General features: G+C 72.4%; 15 protein-coding genes and 1 pseudogene. 2 read left to right on the forward strand and 14 right to left on the reverse strand.

What is annotated here, in order from left to right; all coding sequences use genetic code 11:
• Nucleotides 1–139: 139 nt before the first annotated feature.
• Nucleotides 140–313 (reverse strand): hypothetical protein, encoded by a 174-nt coding sequence (locus tag ACFVXJ_RS24525; protein WP_361308749.1) that lies wholly within the window; start codon nucleotides 311–313, stop codon nucleotides 140–142.
• Between the two features lie 485 nt (nucleotides 314–798).
• On the opposite strand from ACFVXJ_RS24525, the gene ACFVXJ_RS24530 reads away from it, so the two are divergent.
• Nucleotides 799–987, forward strand: coding sequence for a hypothetical protein (locus tag ACFVXJ_RS24530; protein ID WP_389664714.1), 189 nt, complete (start codon nucleotides 799–801; stop codon nucleotides 985–987).
• Nucleotides 988–1,048: 61 nt separating this feature from the next.
• Here the strand turns inward: ACFVXJ_RS24530 and ACFVXJ_RS24535 are convergent, their stop codons facing one another.
• Nucleotides 1,049–2,533: an SDR family NAD(P)-dependent oxidoreductase gene (locus tag ACFVXJ_RS24535; RefSeq protein ID WP_389664715.1), complete on the reverse strand. Its 1,485-nt coding sequence runs from the start codon at nucleotides 2,531–2,533 to the stop codon at nucleotides 1,049–1,051.
• A 284-nt stretch (nucleotides 2,534–2,817) separates the two neighbouring features.
• Here ACFVXJ_RS24535 and ACFVXJ_RS24540 point away from each other — a divergent pair.
• Nucleotides 2,818–3,546 (forward strand): annotated as a pseudogene (locus tag ACFVXJ_RS24540) (DMT family transporter); the annotation flags it as partial.
• Between the two features lie 114 nt (nucleotides 3,547–3,660).
• On the opposite strand, the gene ACFVXJ_RS24545 reads toward ACFVXJ_RS24540, so the two are convergent.
• The 12 genes from ACFVXJ_RS24545 to ACFVXJ_RS24600 form a co-directional block, all read right to left on the reverse strand.
• A complete protein-coding gene (locus tag ACFVXJ_RS24545; RefSeq protein WP_389664717.1) occupies nucleotides 3,661–4,917 on the reverse strand; it encodes a transglycosylase family protein in 1,257 nt (418 codons plus the stop codon).
• A 393-nt stretch (nucleotides 4,918–5,310) separates the two neighbouring features.
• Entirely contained in the window at nucleotides 5,311–5,931 is a 621-nt protein-coding gene (locus tag ACFVXJ_RS24550) for an arylsulfatase (protein ID WP_389664719.1), read from the reverse strand.
• Nucleotides 5,928–6,281 carry a GNAT family N-acetyltransferase gene (locus tag ACFVXJ_RS24555; RefSeq protein WP_389664721.1) on the reverse strand — a complete coding sequence of 118 codons (354 nt, stop codon included), beginning with the start codon at nucleotides 6,279–6,281 and terminating at the stop codon, nucleotides 5,928–5,930. Before ACFVXJ_RS24555 ends, ACFVXJ_RS24550 begins: the two co-directional genes overlap by 4 nt.
• 25 nt (nucleotides 6,282–6,306) lie before the next feature.
• Nucleotides 6,307–6,726 (reverse strand): aspartate 1-decarboxylase, encoded by a 420-nt coding sequence (gene panD, locus ACFVXJ_RS24560; RefSeq protein WP_389664723.1) that lies wholly within the window; start codon nucleotides 6,724–6,726, stop codon nucleotides 6,307–6,309.
• A 200-nt stretch (nucleotides 6,727–6,926) separates the two neighbouring features.
• Nucleotides 6,927–8,084, reverse strand: coding sequence for an LLM class flavin-dependent oxidoreductase (locus ACFVXJ_RS24565; protein ID WP_389664724.1), 1,158 nt, complete (start codon nucleotides 8,082–8,084; stop codon nucleotides 6,927–6,929).
• A 10-nt stretch (nucleotides 8,085–8,094) separates the two neighbouring features.
• On the reverse strand, nucleotides 8,095–9,156 hold the full coding sequence (locus ACFVXJ_RS24570; RefSeq protein WP_389664726.1) for an LLM class flavin-dependent oxidoreductase: 1,062 nt from the start codon (nucleotides 9,154–9,156) through the stop codon (nucleotides 8,095–8,097).
• Nucleotides 9,153–10,535, reverse strand: a complete 1,383-nt coding sequence (locus tag ACFVXJ_RS24575; RefSeq protein WP_389664728.1) for an NtaA/DmoA family FMN-dependent monooxygenase — start codon at nucleotides 10,533–10,535, stop codon at nucleotides 9,153–9,155. Before ACFVXJ_RS24575 ends, ACFVXJ_RS24570 begins: the two co-directional genes overlap by 4 nt.
• A 23-nt stretch (nucleotides 10,536–10,558) precedes the next feature.
• The gene (locus ACFVXJ_RS24580) at nucleotides 10,559–11,782 is read right to left on the reverse strand and encodes an LLM class flavin-dependent oxidoreductase (protein WP_389664730.1); all 1,224 of its coding nucleotides are present in this window, start codon (nucleotides 11,780–11,782) and stop codon (nucleotides 10,559–10,561) included.
• A gap of 150 nt (nucleotides 11,783–11,932) precedes the next feature.
• On the reverse strand, nucleotides 11,933–12,733 hold the full coding sequence (locus tag ACFVXJ_RS24585) for a GNAT family N-acetyltransferase (protein WP_389664732.1): 801 nt from the start codon (nucleotides 12,731–12,733) through the stop codon (nucleotides 11,933–11,935).
• A 42-nt stretch (nucleotides 12,734–12,775) separates the two neighbouring features.
• On the reverse strand, nucleotides 12,776–13,792 hold the full coding sequence (locus ACFVXJ_RS24590) for a transporter substrate-binding domain-containing protein (RefSeq protein ID WP_389664733.1): 1,017 nt from the start codon (nucleotides 13,790–13,792) through the stop codon (nucleotides 12,776–12,778).
• Nucleotides 13,793–13,876: 84 nt separating this feature from the next.
• Nucleotides 13,877–14,659 (reverse strand): amino acid ABC transporter ATP-binding protein, encoded by a 783-nt coding sequence (locus ACFVXJ_RS24595; RefSeq protein ID WP_389664735.1) that lies wholly within the window; start codon nucleotides 14,657–14,659, stop codon nucleotides 13,877–13,879.
• Nucleotides 14,656–15,660, reverse strand: a complete 1,005-nt coding sequence (locus tag ACFVXJ_RS24600) for an amino acid ABC transporter permease (RefSeq protein WP_389664737.1) — start codon at nucleotides 15,658–15,660, stop codon at nucleotides 14,656–14,658. Before ACFVXJ_RS24600 ends, ACFVXJ_RS24595 begins: the two co-directional genes overlap by 4 nt.
• Between the last annotated feature and the right edge of the window lie 128 nt (nucleotides 15,661–15,788).

The following is a 15,788-nucleotide window of genomic DNA, read 5'->3' on the forward strand; positions in this document are numbered from 1 at the left end:
CACCGTGCGGGAACCCGGTGGGTACGCGCGGGCGGACGGGCGGATACGTGCGGCGCCCCCGCCGCCGGACCGGCGCGGGGGCGCTGTGTCGCCGGGGCCGCCTCCCGGACCGGTCCGGCCGGGCGACGGTGTGGGACAACTAGTCGATGCCGGGCAGGATGTGAGGCTCCGCCAGGTCGTCTTCGTAACCGGCCAGTCGGATCGGTGCGGAGCGGGCCCAGACTTCGAGGCTGCCCAGTGCGTCGGAGCGGCTCTTGCCCTGCCACCCGGACCGTTCCAGCAGGACCTGGTCGGACTTCTTCGGTTCTGTCACCGCGCACTCCTTTGTGTCGCGTAACCCGGCGGGCGAACCCCGCGCCGGGCAGGAATGAAAGGGATACCGGACGCGGTGGCGCCGTGATGGAGCGAGGGAGGGCCGTGGTGGGGCCCTTTCATGCGCTCCAGAGTACACATATGAGCGGGGCCCCGCTCGATGGAAAGGCAAAATTCACTCTCGCCGTCGTGTCGTCGCCCCGAATTCAGCCGATCGTGGCACCGGACGTCATCGGCGGATGCTCTGCTCGGCCCGCGGCGGACGGACACGCGTGCGCCGGCGAGCGAAGGAGCGGTGGCGGTGACGAGGTCCCAAGTGCCGGGAACGGAGAGTGTCGAGGGGCTCATGGACCTGCCGCACGCCTGTCGCGGGGCGCGGGACACGCCCGACCGCGGCGGCGACCCCGTGGACCCGCACGACCACGGGCTCCAGACGGCGGCGCTGCTGCGCCGTTCGCACCCCTCCGACGCGAGCAGGGCGGCCCGATGGACCGGTCGGAGGTCCGCGCCTTCGAGGCGGACCCGGAGGCCGCGACGGCGGTGGTCCTGCGCCGGGCCGACGACACGGGCAAGGTGGTCGGGCTGGACGCGGGCGTGATGGAGGACCGGCGGCCGGTCCTGGAACGGGTGGCGGCCGGGGAGTTCGCGCGTACGACGGCCCGCCGGACCGGCTGACACGGCGGCGCCCCGGCCCCCTCGCGGGAGGGGCCGGGGCGCGCGGACCGTCGGGAACGGCCTACCAGTTGGCGGGCGCGTAGTCCTTGAGGAAGACGCCGTACACGTCCTCGCCGGCCTCGCCGCGCACGATCGGGTCGTAGACCCGGGCGGCGCCGTCCACCAGGTCGAGCGGGGCGTGGAAGCCCTCCTCGGCGAGCCGGACCTTGTCCGGGTGCGGACGCTCGTCGGTGATCCAGCCGGTGTCGACGGCGGTCATCAGGATCTGGTCCTTCTGGAACATCTCCTGGGCGCTGGTGCGCGTCAGCATGTTCAGCGCGGCCTTCGCCATGTTGGTGTGCGGGTGCCCGGCGCCCTTGTAGCCGCGGCTGAACACGCCTTCCATCGCGGAGACGTTGACGACGTAACGGCGACCGGCCTCGGCGGCGGCCATCGCCGGACGCAACTTGCTGATCAGGATGAACGGCGCCGTGGAGTTGCACAGCTGCACTTCGAGGAGCTCGATCGGGTCCACCTCGGACACCGTCTGGATCCAGCTGTTCGTGTCGTGCAGGTCCGGGACCAGGCCGCCGGCGTCGATGGCGGTACCGGCCGCGATCCGCTCCAGGGAGGCGGAACCGGAGACCAGCGCGAGCTCGGTGACGTCCTGGGCGGTGAGCTTCTCGCCCTTGCCGGTGGGGAGGGCCGCGACCCGGTCGACGGTGCCGCTGCCGAAGGTGCCGATCACCTCGGCGGAGGGCAGCTCACCGGCCGGCAGCGGGGCGCTCTCGGCGGCCACCAGCTCGCTGTACGCGCCCGGGGACCGGCGTACGGTCTGGGCGGCGTTGTTGATCAGGATGTCGAGCGGGCCCTCGGCGGCGACCGAGTCGGCGAGCGCGACGACCTGCGCCGGGTCGCGGAGGTCGATGCCGACGATCTTCAGGCGGTGCAGCCACTCGGAGCTGTCCGGCATCGCCTTGAAGCGGCGGACCGCGTCATTGGGGAAGCGGGTGGTGATGGTGGTGTGGGCGCCGTCGCGCAGCAGCCGCAGCGCGATGTACATGCCGATCTTGGCGCGGCCACCGGTGAGCAGGGCGCGGCGGCCGGTCAGATCGGTGCGGGCGTCGCGGCGCGCGCGGTTGAAGGCGGCGCAGTCCTGGCAGAGCTGGTGGTAGAACGCGTCGACCTCGACGTAGCGCGTCTTGCAGACATAGCAGGAGCGCGGGCGCTGGAGTATCCCGGCGATCGGGCCCTTGGTCGCGGCGGTCAGCGCGTTGCCCTGGGTCTCGTCGTCGATGCGCTCGGCGGAGCCGGTCGCGGTCGCCTCGGTGACGGCCTTGTCGTTGGCGGTCTTCGCGGCGCGGCGCTCCTGGCGGCGGCGCTGCTTGACCGTGCGGTAGAGGCCGGCGGTGGCGCGGCGTACGGTGACGGCGTCCGGGTGGTCGACGTCGAGCTTGTCCAGCTCGTCGAGGACGCTGAGGCAGAGGGCCAGCCGGTCGGGATCGATGCCCGGGCCGTACGCCTGGGCGCCGTCCCCGGTCACGTGGTTGTCTTCGGTCACCGTCATGGCCGCTGCCGTTCCTTGATCAATCGTCCGCATCCGCCTGCTGCGGAAGTCCTCAAAACCGCAACTGTACGGAGGCCACGCGCCCGGCACCAAACCCGTGCCCGCACTCCTCACGGAGCGCGAGGGGACGTCACCCTGCGGAAGGCGGAAGGCAGCCGTCGCGGCCGGCGGGGAGGCGGTCGGGAGAGGCGCGATCGGAGTGGGGCAGGGGGCGGGGCAGGAGGCGGCGCAGGGGTCCGGGCCGGACCAGGAATAGGCCGCCGGGGTGGGGCATTGTGGACAACATGAGTGCACTGGCGCTGTCGGTCCTGCTCTGCCTGGCCTCGGCCGTCGCGTACGCGGCGGGCGCGATCGTCCAGGAGCGGGTCGCGGCCGGCACGCCGGACCGCCTCTCCGCGCCGTTGCACCGGCCCGTCTGGTGGGCGGCGGTGGCCCTGAACGGGCTGGGGGCGGTGCTGCACGTCGTCGCGTTGGCCTACGGGCCGCTGAGTCTGGTGCAGCCGCTCGGGGCGCTGACCATCGTCTTCGCGCTTCCGATGGCGGCCGTGTTCGTGCGCCGCCGGGCGGGGGCGGCGGCCTGGCGCGGGGCGCTGCTGGCGGCGGTCGGCCTGGCCGGACTGCTGGCGCTGACGGGCGGCGACCGGGACGCGGGGCGGACGTTGACGGGTGGCGAGCGGGGCCTGCTGCTGATCGTGACGGGGGCCTCGGTGGCGGCGCTGTTCCTGGCGGCGCACCGGATGCGCCGGGTGGTGGCGCTGCACGGTGTGCTGCTGGCGGCGGCCGCGGGAACGGCCTTCGGCATGGCCTCGGTGTTCACCAAGTCGGTGGCCGACGGCTTCTCGCCGGACGCGCCGGCCGCCCGGTGGCCCGACCTGTTGGCCATCGCGGTCCTGGCGTCCGGCGGGCTGCTGCTGTCGCAGGCGGCCTACCGGGGGGCCGGGCTGGCGGCGCCGCTCGCCACGCTGACCGTGGTGGACCCGGTGGTGGCCGCGGTGGTCGGCCTCTCCTTGTTCGGCGAGGGTTTCCGGTACGGGTCCGTCGGGACGGCGGCGGCGCTGGTGAGCGCCGTGGCGGCGGCGGCCGGCCTGATCCTGCTCACGGCCGCGCCGCCGCCGCACGCGCGGGGGTCAGATGTCGACGCCGTGCCCGCGGAGGTACTTGAGGGGGTCGATGTCGGTGCCGTACCCGGGCCCGGTGCGCATCTCGAAGTGGAGGTGCGGCCCAGTGGTGTTGCCGGTGGAGCCGGAGCGGCCGATGCGCTGTCCGCCGGACACCTGCTGCCCGGCCTTCACGCCGAGGGCGGAGAGGTGGGCGTACTGGGAGTACCGGCCGTCGGCGTGCCGGATGACGACCTGGTAGCCGTACGCCCCGGCCCAGCCGGCCGAGAGGACGGTGCCGGAGCCGACGGCCTTGATGCCGGTACCGGTCGGCACCGGGAAGTCGACCCCGGTGTGGTAACCGCTGGACCAGGAGGAACCGGCGACGTGGTACGCCGTGCCCATGGCGGCGTCGACGGGCGCGGTGAAGCCTCCCGAGGCCGTCTCCTGCTTCGCTGACGCCGACTCCGCCGGTTTGTCCTGCTCGGGTTTCGGGGCGGGCTTCGTCTGCTCGGGCTTGGTCTGCTCGGGCTTGGGGGCGGCCGGCTGTACGGGCTTGACCGGCTCGGCGACGCGCGGCGGCTTCTCCGGGTTCTGGGCGGGCGGCGCGACGGGTGCGGTGGTGACGCGCAGGGTGAGCCGCTGGCCGGGGAAGATCAGGTTCGGGTTGCCGCCGATGGTGTCGTGGTTGGTCTCGTACAGCGCCTGCCAGCCGCCTTCGACGTGCTGGTCGGTGGCGATCGCCGAGAGCGAGTCCCCGGGGGCGACGACGTACGGGTTCGGCAGGACCGAGGTACCGGTCGGGCGGGGCGTGCTCTGTGCCCGGGCGGGCGCCTGGGCCTCGACGGCCGCGGCCGGGGCCTGCTGTTGGCGCGGGATCGCGGCGGGCGCCGGGTCGGCCGCCGGACCGCTGCGGCTGAGCCCGGCTTGCGGACCGCAGGCGGGCCAGGCGCGGGGCCCCTGCCCATTGAGCACCTTCTCGGCGACCGCGATCTGCTGGGCCTTGGTGGCCAGGTCGGCGCGGGACGCGAAGGCGGTGCCGCCGAAGTCTCGCCAGGTGCTCTGGCTGAACTGGAGGCCGCCGTAGTAACCGTTCCCGGTGTTGACGTGCCAGTTGTTCGTGGACTCGCAGGCGGCGACCTTGTCCCAGGTGCCGACGGAGGCCGCGTGGGCGGCCCCGGCACCGATGAGCGGGAGTGCGATGCCCGCGCCGCCGGCGGTGACGGCGAGCGAGGCGCGGTTGATGCTGCTCGGCTGATACCGGCGGTGCCGGCCCCGTGCACCCATGAGAGCCCCCTTGAAGACGTGCCGGAACCGCACATGCGGACGGCGCCGGTGGAGGCTGACAATAGCGACAACCGGCTGTCTTCGAGGGGGATTTGACGCTTTACCCGCGACCCAGCGGTCCGGGCTGCGGGATCGGGGCCGGCCCGGGGGGCGGTGGCACCGGATCGGGCTCCGGAACGGGCCCCGGCACCGGAGGGGCGGGCCGCGGCACGGGGTCGGGCTCCGGGAAGGGTCCGGGGCCGGGCGGGGGCGCGGGCACCGGATCGGGTTCCGGGGCGGGTGGCTGCGTCTGGTCTTCGTCGAGCACCACGAGGTTGAGCACCATAAGCCCCACCTTCCCCGGAACCGGTCGGGTACGCCCGCCGGCGGCGTACGGGCGGCGTACCCGACGTCCTACGGGCGCAGCGCCGCGGCCAGCCCGGTCGCGGGACTGGCCAGGACCGGGACCGCGGTGCTCGTCAGCTCCGCCGCGGCGGCCATCGACGCCTGGGCGAGGACGATGACGTCGGCGCCCTCGACCGCGTCCGCGGCGCGGGCCACCCGGGCGAGGTACCCGGCGGTGTCCCCTGCCTCGAAGCGCTCCCACGCCCCCGCGACCAGGTGCGTACGGATCGACACGGCCCGGCCGGTGGCCTCCTGCTCCAGCAGTTCCACCGTCGGGCCGAGGGTGGACTCGACGGCGGCCAGTACGACGATCCTCGGCCCGGTGCGCACGGCCTCGGCCGCCATGGGACGGTCCACCCGGAGGACGGACCGCCCGAATCCGGGCGCGAGGCCCTCGGCGACGTCCGCGATCGTCGAGCAGGTGACCAGCACCGGTCCGTCCGTCCCGGCGAGCGCGTCGCGCACGTCCGCGGCCACCGACGCGGGCCCGTGCGTACGGGCCCGCTCCAGCAGTTCCGGGACGACGAGGTGCCGCAGCACGGCTCCGGGGTGGTTCCGGTCCCGCAGCGCGTCGAAGACGGGGACGTGGACCGGGGAGGTGTGCAGCAGGGTCAGGGGGCGGCCGGTCACCAGAGGTCGGCGTCCGCTTCCAGCCGCGCCTTCGCCGCCTCGACCGCCTCGGCCGGGGCGGCCGGGGCCTCGTCGGGGTGTTTGGCCGCCCAGCCGGCCGCGTAGGGGCAGAGCGGGACGACGGGAACGCCGTCGGCGGCGGCGAGCCCGTAGAAGGTCCTCACCAGCCGCCCGCCGATCCCGCGGCCCTCGTGGCCCGGCTCGACGATGGTGTGTACGGCGACCAGCGCGCGGGGGTCCCGGTCGAGCACGAAGTACGCGATGAACCCGACCACCGCCCCGTCCTCGACGGCCAGCAGCCGCCCGGCCTTGCGGTCGTCCTCGAACTCGATCGCCTGGTTCTCGGCCATGGTCCCCCGCCTCTGCTCGGAAATGTCAGACAGCCACCGCGTGGGGGCTGCGCTCCTGGTCCGTCCCGGGAACCGGGGCGGAGGGGTCCGCCCCGAGCTCGATGATCCTGTTGTCCGAGTCCACGTGCACGACGCGCGGCTTCAGCGCCCGGGCCTCGGCGTCCTCGACCTGCGCGTAGCTGATGAGGATGACGAGGTCGCCGGGGTGCACGAGGTGCGCGGCGGCGCCGTTGATCCCGATGACTCCGGACCCCCGCTCGCCCTCGATGACGTACGTCTCCAGCCGCGCCCCGTTGGTGATGTCCACGATGTGGACGAGCTCCCCGGGCAACAGGTCGGCGGCGTCCAACAGATCGGCGTCGATGGTCACGGAGCCGACGTAGTGCAGGTCGGCCTGTGTGACGGTGGCCCGATGGATCTTGGACTTGAACATGGTGCGCAGCATCGAGTGACTCCCGGTCGGTCTGCTCCCTGCCCACGTGAGTGGGTCAAGTGCGGTCGCGGCAGCCTACAACGATTCGCATGTCCGGTCAGCTGTCACGTATCGCGCGCCCGCGAGACCAACCCCCGGTCCCGGATCTCCCGGATCTCCCGGACGGTAGTCGAGCACGCGGAGGGCACCGGCTTGACGGCCCCGCGCCGGCCTCACGAGCGGGTGGCGGCTCGGTCGGTGCCGGAGCGGCGTTGCCACTCCTCGGCCAGCAGGCGATAGGACCGGACCCGGTCCGCGTGGTCGTGCGTGATGGTGGTGATCAGCAACTCGTCGGCCCCGGTCGCGTCTTGGAGCCGCTCCAGGTGATCGGCGACGGTCCGCGGGGAGCCGACGAACTGGGTGTCCACCCGGTCGGCGACGAGTGCCCGGTCCGCCTCCGTCCAGGGCAGGGCCCGCGCCTCGGCCGGTGTGGGGAAGGGAATGGCACCCTCGGCGGTACGGATGCTGCGCACCCAGGGCGCGTATCCGGTGGCCAGTTCACGGGCGGTCGCGTCGTCCTCGGCGACGACGACGTCGGCGGACACCGTCAGGTACGGCCGGTCGAGTTCGGCGGACGGCTTGAAGGCGGCCCGGTAGCCCTCGGCGGCCTCCAGCACCGAGGCGGGGCTGACGTGGTAGTTGGCCGCGAACCGCAGCCCGTTGCGGCCCGCGGTCTCCGCGCTGACCCCGCCACTGCTGCCCAGGATCCACACCTGTACGTCGGCCCCCTCCCCCGGGACGGCATGTGCCTCCGCCCCTTCCGGGGAGCGGTAGTCGCCCCGCAGCAGCGCCAGGACGTCCTCGACCTGCTCGGCGTAGTCCTGTGGCTGGGCGCCGGGCAGGTTCAGCAGCCGCCGCTGGAGCGCGACCCGCGGATGGCCCAGCAGGTGCTCGAAGGAGAACCGGGCCGGGATGCGCAGTCCGTTCGGGGCGTACCCGTCCACGACGGGGGTGCCGGGCCGGGCCGGTTCTCCGGTGCGCGACTGCGGCCGGCCGGCCGAGCGGCCCAGACCCAGGTCCAGGCGCCCGGGGTGCAGCGAGTCGATCAGGCCGAACTCCTCGACCGTGGACAACGCGGTGCGGTGCCCGAGCTGGACGGCGCCGGAGCCCAGCCGGATGGTCGAGGTCGCGGAGGCGGTCAGCGCGAGCACGACCGCCGGGGAGGTCCCGGCGACGCCCGGATTGAGGTGGTGTTCGGCGAACCAGTAGCGGGCGTAGCCGAACGCCTCCGTCCGCCGGGCCAGGTCGATGCTGTGGCGCAGGGCCTCGGCGGCGGTGGAACCGGACGGGACGGGGACGAGGTCGAGGACCCCGAGGGGGATGCCGGACATGCCGGGCTCCTTACAGGTCGGGCAAGGCGGGGTCGGGGAAGACGGGGTCGGGGATCTCGCGGCGCAGCACCGGGGCGATCTGCGACTGGAAGAGTTCGAGGGAGGCGCGGTGCTCCGCGGGAGTGAGCCCGCCCGGCTCCGCCTGGAGGTGCAAGACCGTGTGCCCGAACGCCTCGTGGTAGCGGTGGACCTTCTCGATCACCTGCTGGGGGCTGCCGACGAGAGCCGAGCTCCGCTCGACGAAGTCCTCCGGCGTCGTGAAGACGGGAACGATCCCTTGCCGTTCGTGGGCGGCGAGGTACCGGGCGAACACCGGCCGGTACGCCGCCACCGCCTGCTGCGAGGTGGGGGCCGCGTGGTAGCCGGCCGTGCCCGCGCCGACGACCGCGTGCGCCGGATCGTGCCCGTAGTGCTCCCAGCGCTCCCGGTAGTGGCGGATCAGCTCGGCGTACGGACCGATCGGGTGGGTGACGTTCGCCGAGAAGAGCGGGTCGCCGTAGCGCGCCGCGAGTTCGACCGACTCCCGGCTGGTCGCACTGCCGTGCCAGACCCGCAGGGCCGGCTGGAAGGGCCTCGGCAACACCTCGGCGCCGGCCGGCGCGGGGCGGAAGCGCGGCTCGGCGCTCACCTTGTCCTCGCGCCAGATCCGCCGGAACAGCTCGTAGCCCTCGGCGTTGCGCTCCCACTGGTCCTCGGGCGTCACGTGGAACAGCTCGCGCTGGGCCGTGCCGTTCCCCTTGCCGATCATCAGCTCCAGGCGACCGTCGCTGAGGTGGTCGAGCGTGGCGTAGTCCTCGTACGCCCGCACCGGGTCCAGCAGGCTCAGCGTGGTCACGGCGGTGAACAGCCGGATGCGGCGGGTCAGCGCGGCGATGTGGCTGAGCACCACGGGCGGCGAGGACGACAGGAACGGCCGCTCGTGGCGCTCGCCGACGCCGAAGCCGTCGAAGCCGAGCTCCTCCGCGAGCAGCGCGGCGGCGACCAACTCGCGGAACCGCTCACGGGTGGGTGTGGGGGCGCCCGTCACCGGATCCGGGGAGTCCGCGATCAGGGTGATCGCCAGGAACTTCACGAGGCCGCGGGCTGCCGGGCCGGCGCTTCGACGCCGGGCACGGAGAGCCCGAGGTGATCGCGCAGGGTGGTGCCCTCGTACTCGGAGCGGAAGACACCGCGCTCCTGGAGCAGCGGGACGACGGTGTCGGCGAAGACGTCCAGGCCGCCCGGTGTGATGTGCGGGACCAGGATGAACCCGTCGGCCGCGTCCGCCTGCACCAGGTCGTTGATCGACGCGGCGACCGTGGCGGCGGACCCGACGAAGGTCTGGCGTGAGGTGGTCGCGATGACGAGCTCGCGGATCGACAGCTTCTTGGCCTCGGCGAGCTCGCGCCATTGCCGGGCCGTTTCGAGCGGGTCGCGGAACTGGCGGACGCTCGCCCGACCGAGGGCGATCGTGTTCTCGCCGACCTCCGGGTCGACGGCGGGCAGCGGGCCGTCGGGATCGTAGGCGGACAGGTCCCGGTTCCATACGTGCTCCAGGTACTTGATCGCGGTCTGCCCGCTGACCTGGAGCCGGCGGACCTCGTGCGCGATCTCGTGCGCCTCGGCGTCGGTGTCGCCGAGTACGAAGGTGGCCGCGGGCAGGATCTTCAACTGGTCCGGGGAGCGCCCGTACGCGGGAAGCCGGCCCTTGACGTCGGCGTAGAACGCCCGGCCCTCGTCGAGCGTCCCGTACCGGCCGAAGATCGCGTCGGCACTGGCGGCGGCGAACTCGCGCCCCTCGTCGGAGTCGCCGGCCTGGAAGACGACCGGCCGGCCCTGCGGACTGCGCGGTACGTTGAAGTGCCCCTCGATGTCGAAATGCCGCCCGTGGTGGGCGAAGGCCCCGGCCCGCGCGTCCCGCAGGAAGACGCCCGACACGGGGTCGGCGACGACCTCGGAGCCGTCCCAGGAGTCGAACAGCTCGGTCGCGGTGGCCAGGAACTCCTTCGCCCGCGAGTAGCGCTCCTCACGCGGCAGGAACCCGCCGCGCCGGAAGTTCTCGCCGGTGAAGGCGTCCCAGGAGGTAACGACGTTCCACGCGGCCCGACCCTCGGAAAGGTGGTCCAGCGAGGCGAACTGGCGGGCCACCTCGTAGGGCTCGTTGAAGGTGGAGTTGATGGTGCCGGTCAGTCCGAGGCGCTCGGTGACGGCGGCCAGGGCGGCGAGCACCGTGAAGGTGTCGGGCCGCCCGACCACATCCAAGTCGTATATCTTCCCGCCCTGTTCGCGCAGCCGCAGCCCCTCGGCGAGGAAGAGGAAGTCGAACTTGGCACGTTCGGCGGTCCGCGCGAAGTGGACGAACGAATCGAAGTCGATGTGGCTGCCGGCCGCCGGGTCGCTCCACACGGTGGTGTTGTTGACGCCCGGGAAATGGGCCGCGAGGTGGATCTGCTTGAGCGGCTTGCTGCTCATGGTGGGTCCTTCCGGGTCCGGGATCAGGCGGCGGGGTGGGCGGCGTAGCGGCCGACCGGGCGCTCCAGGCCCAGCAGTCCGCGCAGGGTGTCCGCCTCGTACGCGTGGCGGAAGACCCCGCGCCGTTGGAGCTCCGGCACCAGCCCCCGGGTGATCGCGGGCAGGTCGTGGGCGAGTACGCCCGGCCGCAGCCGGAAACCCGACAGGCCCGCCGTCCGCCAGTCCTGGAGCAGGTCCGCCAACTGCGCGGAGGTTCCCGTGAAGATCGCGGTGTCACCGCTGTACGGGGTGTGCGCGAGCGCGTCGAGGCGGCTTCGGCGCGCGTCGGCCGCCGGGGCGTCCTGGTCCAGGAACACGGTGAGGTCCGCGAAGAGGTGCAGCGGCTGCGCGGAGAGCCCGGCGGATTCCCGGTCCCGCCGGAGCTCCGCGACCGCGGCGCGGGCCTCATCGGCGTCGCGTACGGCGAGGTAGCCGATGTCCGTGGACCGGGCGATGAGCCCGTACGCCGCGCTGACGTCACCGAGGGCGCCGGCAGGGCCCGCCGCGCTGACGACCGGTTGCCCCTGCGGTGGACGGGGGGTGATCGAAGGCCCCCTGACGCTGAAGTGTCGGCCCTCGAAATCGATGTAGTGCAGCTTGTCGCGGTCCACGAACCGGCCGGTGCCCACGTCCCGGATCTCGGCGTCGTCGTCCCAGCTGTCCCACAGCCTCCGGATCACCTCGATGTGGTCGGCGGCCTCCGCATAGGACTCCGCGTCGGGGAGCGGGACCGCCCGGCGCCCGAAGTGCCGTGCTTCGTAGTCCAGTTGTGACACCTGGACCCGCAGGCCGGCACGTCCGCGGCTGACGTGGTCCAGGGTCGCGATCGCCTTGGATATGTGGAAGGGCTCGGTGTGGGTGGCGGTCACGGTCGGGACCAGCCCGATGTGCCGGGTCAGCGGTGCGACGCGGGCGGCGGTGAGCACCGCGTCCAGCCGCCCGCGGACCTGGTCGGTGCGCCCGTCGGGACGGTCGGCCGAGGAGGATTGGAGGGTGAGGGCGTCCTCGAAGGTGACGAAGTCGAGCAGTCCGGCCTCGGCCTCGGCCACGGCATCGGCCCAGTAGCGGGCCGTGAAGAGTTCGCCGGGCCGGGCCCCCGGCTCCCGCCAGGCGGCAGGGTGCCATCCCGCGCCGTCGAGCGCGACGGCGAGGTGCAGCGGTGCGGAAGACGGTGATGTGAATGCGGAGTGGGGCGGGGATGCGGGCACGTCGAATTACGCCTTCCTGATCGGCCGTGCGGAAAAGGAGGCCGATGCGCGTCGCGAATGAGGGCATGTGAAAGGGCGGAGAAGAGGCCCGTCGCCGATATCTCCTCGAAACGCTACGCCCGATAGCGGTGCCATACAATGACCGGGATATTAAGAGGAGTTGGCAGCAGTGTTGCCGGGCGCGCGGACCGCCATGAAGGACGGCCGGCGACGCAGGGTGAAGCCGATCGACTCGTACAGTCGGATCGCCGTGGTGTTGCTCGCGGCGGTGTGGAGGAACGGGACGTCGCCCCGCTCCCGGATGCCCGCGGCGACGGCACGGACCAGCCGCGTCGCCAGCCCCCTGCCCCGGTGGTCGGGATGGGTGCACACCGCGCTGATCTCGGTCCAGCCGGGCGGTCGCAGCCGCTCACCGGCCATCGCGATCAGCCGGCCCCGGTGCCTGATGCCGAGGTACGTGCCCAGCTCGACGGTGCGGGGCAGGAACGGACCGGGTTTCGTGAGGTCGATCAGGCCCAGGATCTCCGGTACGTCACGCGGGCCGAGCCGAACCGCCTCGGGGGCGGGTTCGGCGCGCAGCGAGGTGTCGACCAACTGGACGCCGGGGACCGAGCCGACGGTCTCCCAGCCGTCGGGTGGGCTCAGCACGCCGGCGAGCGCGGCGGTCCCGCCGTCGCCGACCAGCCTGTGCAGGTCGGCCCAGGAGTCCGGGTCGGTCGGGTCCGCGAGGGCGGCGAACGGTGAGACGTCCGGTGCGTAGCGTGCGGCGCGGGAGGAGGAGTCGGTGTCGGGGCGGGCGGCCCGCTCGGCGAAGGCGGCGTGCGGGCCGGACAACGCGGCCCAGGCCGGGTTGTCCAGGATGTGTGGGGACACGAGGGTGCCCGTATACGGACTCGTGCTCCTGCTCGTGCTCGTGCTCGTGCTCGTGCTCGGACCTGCGTGGGTGCTCATACGGCGGGCTCTCCGTCCGTGGCGCGGCCTGGGACCGGGGATTCAGGAGTTGGTCGCCGGCAGGCCCGGCGGGTCGACCTCCGAGGTGGTCACGGCCTCGTTCGACAGGTTCCAGGCGGCCAACACCTGTGCGTACTGGCCGTTCTTGATCAGCTGGTTGATCGCGTCCGCCACCGGCTTGGCGAGCCCGCTGCCCTTCTTCGCGGTCCCGGCGATCAGGCCCTGGAGCGACTCACCGGCCCCGGAGAAGGAACCGGCGTTGCGCGTGGGCGCCTTGCCGCTCGCCGTCTGGGTGATGTGGTAGGCGATGGACGGGTTCGGGCCGAAGCTGATGTCGATCTTCTTGCCGCTCAGGGCGAGGTAGGCGCTGTTGGCATCGGGGAAGTTCTTGACGGTGATGTCCTTGCCCTCGGACTGCAGCTTCTTCTGCCACTCCAGCAGGATCTTCTCCTGGTTGGTGCCGGAACTGACCGACACCGTCTTGCCCGCCAGACTGTGGAAGTCGCCGCCGAAGGTCCAGGGGTTGTCCTTCAGGACCTCGAAGGCCAGGTTGTCCTGCCGGTAGGAGGCGAACTCGTACTTCTTCTTGCGCTCCTCCGTGACCGTGACGTTCGTGAAGGCCACGTCCACCTTGCCGCTGTCGATGCCGACGAAGAGGTTCTCCCAGGTGGAGTTCTTCACCACCGGCTTGAGCCCGAGCGTCGCGGCCACCAGGCGGCCGAGGTCCGGCTCCGCCCCGGTCAGGGTCTTCTGGTCGGTGCCGACGTACGCCAACGGCGGGAAGCCGGCGGGCAGCGCGCCCACCCCGATGACGAGTTCGCCTCGCTCGCGGACGTCGGCGGGCAGCCCGGCGCGCAGGGACTCGACCACCGGGACGGACAGCTCGACCTGCTGAGCGGCGCCATTGGACACCGCGCCGACGGTGACCTTGCCGGAGCCCGATCCGGTGGCCTCGGCATCGCCCCCGCACGCGGTGAGGCCGGAGGCGAGCGCCACGGTGGCAGTGGCGGCGCCGAGGCCGCGAAGAAGTCCGGTGCGCAGAGAGCGTCGGCGTTGCATGGTGTTCCTTTTCGGTTCGGTAAGGGTTGCTCGGTCGGGGCGAGGCGGGACGGGACGGGACGGGGGAAACGGGGCGGGGCGGAGTCAGAGCACCTTGCTCACGAACTCCCGCGTACGGGCATGGACGGGCCGGTCCAGCACCTGCCCGGGTGGGCCCTGCTCGACGATGCGGCCGCCGTCGAGGAAGACGATCTCGTCGGCGACCTCGCGGGCGAAGCCGATCTCGTGCGTGACGATGACCAGGGTGGTACCGCCGGTGGCGAGGTCTTTGATCACGGACAGCACCTCGCCGACGAGTTCGGGGTCGAGCGCGGAGGTGGGTTCGTCGAAGAGGATGACTCCGGGGCGCAGCGCGAGGGCGCGGGCGATGGCCACGCGCTGCTGCTGACCGCCGGACAACTGCCGCGGATAGGCACCGGTCCGGTCGCCGAGCCCGACGCGCTCCAGGAGTTCGTGCGCCAGGGCCCGGGCCTGCGGCCGCGGCAGCCTGCCGGTTGCCACCGGGGCCGCGGCGACGTTGTCCAGCACGGTCAGGTGTGGAAAGAGGTTGAAGTTCTGGAAGACGAAGCCGATCCGCCCGCGCTGGGCGCGGATGGCCCGGTCGCTCAGCTCCTTCAGCCGCCCGCCGTGCCGCTGCACGCCGATCGGCTCGCCGCCCACGCTGACGTATCCGGCCTCGGGCTTCTCCAGGTGGTTGATGACCCGCAGCAGGGTGGACTTGCCCGACCCGGAGCGGCCCAGGATCGCGGTGACCGTGCCCGGCCGCAACGTCAGGTTCACCCCGTCCAGGACCTGTCGGCCGCCGAACCACTTGTGCACGTCGTGGACTTCGATCGCTGCGGGCCGCGCGGCAGTGGCCGTGGTCATCGCGCCGTCTCCTTCCGGAAGCGGTCCCGCAGGTCGCGCAGGCCCGTCCGGGCCCGCTGCAGGGGGGTGGGAGGTACGGTGCGCAGCGCGCCGCGCGCGTAGTACCGCTCGATGTAGAACTGGACGACCGAGAGGACGCTGGTGAGGACCACGTACCAGAAGGTGGCCACCACCAGCAGCGGCACCACGTCGCCGGAGTAGGTGCTGCCGAGGCTCTGCACCGTGCCGAACAGGTCGAGCAGGGACACGTAGAAGACCAGTGACGTGGCCTTGACCAGACCGATCAGCAAGTTGACGTACCCGGGCACGATCACGCGCAGGGCCTGCGGGAAGACGATCCGGGCGAACTGGTACCGCTTGGGCAGTCCCAGCGCCGCCGCCGCCTCGTGCTGGCCCTGGTCGACGGAGAGCAGCCCCGCCCGTACCACCTCGGCGGCGTACGCGGCTTCGGCCAGGCTCAGTCCCACGACCGCCACGACGATGTCGGTGGCCTGCCGTGATTCGTCGAAGGTGAAGAAGGCGGGCCCGAAGGGCACCCCGATGCTGAGGGTGGGGTAGAGGGCGCCGAGGTTGTAGAGGAAGAGCAGGACCACGATCAGCGGCACCGAGCGCAGCAGCCAGATGTACGTCCAGCTCACGGACCGCAGTACGGGGTTGGTGGAAAGCCTGCCGAGGGCGAGCAGGATGCCGCCCGCGAGGCCCAGGACCGCGCTGTACGCGGCAACTTGGAGGGTGGTGAACAGGCCCTCCAGGATGACCGGCCGGGTGAACCAGTACGCGAACCGGTCCCACTGGTAGAAGGGGTTGGTCAGCAGGCCGTGGGCCGCCTGGGACACCAGGACCAGCACGACGACGGTGGCGATCCACCGCCCGGGCCGGCGGAGCGGGAGCACCCGCTCGGCCGGCGTTGGCGGTCCCGGGGGTGCGCTGAGAACAAGGGATTCGGTCAAGGACACTCCAGCAGCATTCGATGAATGGAAGAATCGAAAAGCAGCCGTCATGCCGGACAGAAGAGGCCGCTGATGTCGTTATCTGCGGCGTAAGCTAGGCAGCCCGGAGAAGGGCTGTCAACGGTCCCGATATCGATATCGGCGGAAGCGCGCGCCAATTTCATCCGCCGGACACAAAA

This window comes from Streptomyces sp. NPDC058279, from assembly GCF_042881255.1.
Lineage (GTDB): Bacteria > Actinomycetota > Actinomycetes > Streptomycetales > Streptomycetaceae > Streptomyces.

Excerpts from the sequence above, each read along its gene's own strand:
- ACFVXJ_RS24530 (WP_389664714.1), top strand. The coding sequence starts at position 799 with ATGGACCGGTCGGAGGTCCGCGCCTTCGAGGCGGACCCGGAGGCCGCG.
- ACFVXJ_RS24535 (WP_389664715.1), bottom strand. The coding sequence starts at position 2,533 with ATGACGGTGACCGAAGACAACCACGTGACCGGGGACGGCGCCCAGGCG.
- ACFVXJ_RS24545 (WP_389664717.1), bottom strand. The coding sequence starts at position 4,917 with ATGGGTGCACGGGGCCGGCACCGCCGGTATCAGCCGAGCAGCATCAAC.
- ACFVXJ_RS24555 (WP_389664721.1), bottom strand. The coding sequence starts at position 6,281 with ATGGCCGAGAACCAGGCGATCGAGTTCGAGGACGACCGCAAGGCCGGG.
- panD (WP_389664723.1), bottom strand. The coding sequence starts at position 6,726 with ATGCTGCGCACCATGTTCAAGTCCAAGATCCATCGGGCCACCGTCACA.
- ACFVXJ_RS24565 (WP_389664724.1), bottom strand. The coding sequence starts at position 8,084 with ATGTCCGGCATCCCCCTCGGGGTCCTCGACCTCGTCCCCGTCCCGTCC.
- ACFVXJ_RS24575 (WP_389664728.1), bottom strand. The coding sequence starts at position 10,535 with ATGAGCAGCAAGCCGCTCAAGCAGATCCACCTCGCGGCCCATTTCCCG.
- ACFVXJ_RS24585 (WP_389664732.1), bottom strand. The coding sequence starts at position 12,733 with ATGAGCACCCACGCAGGTCCGAGCACGAGCACGAGCACGAGCACGAGC.
- ACFVXJ_RS24590 (WP_389664733.1), bottom strand. The coding sequence starts at position 13,792 with ATGCAACGCCGACGCTCTCTGCGCACCGGACTTCTTCGCGGCCTCGGC.
- ACFVXJ_RS24595 (WP_389664735.1), bottom strand. The coding sequence starts at position 14,659 with ATGACCACGGCCACTGCCGCGCGGCCCGCAGCGATCGAAGTCCACGAC.
- ACFVXJ_RS24600 (WP_389664737.1), bottom strand. The coding sequence starts at position 15,660 with ATGACGGCTGCTTTTCGATTCTTCCATTCATCGAATGCTGCTGGAGTG.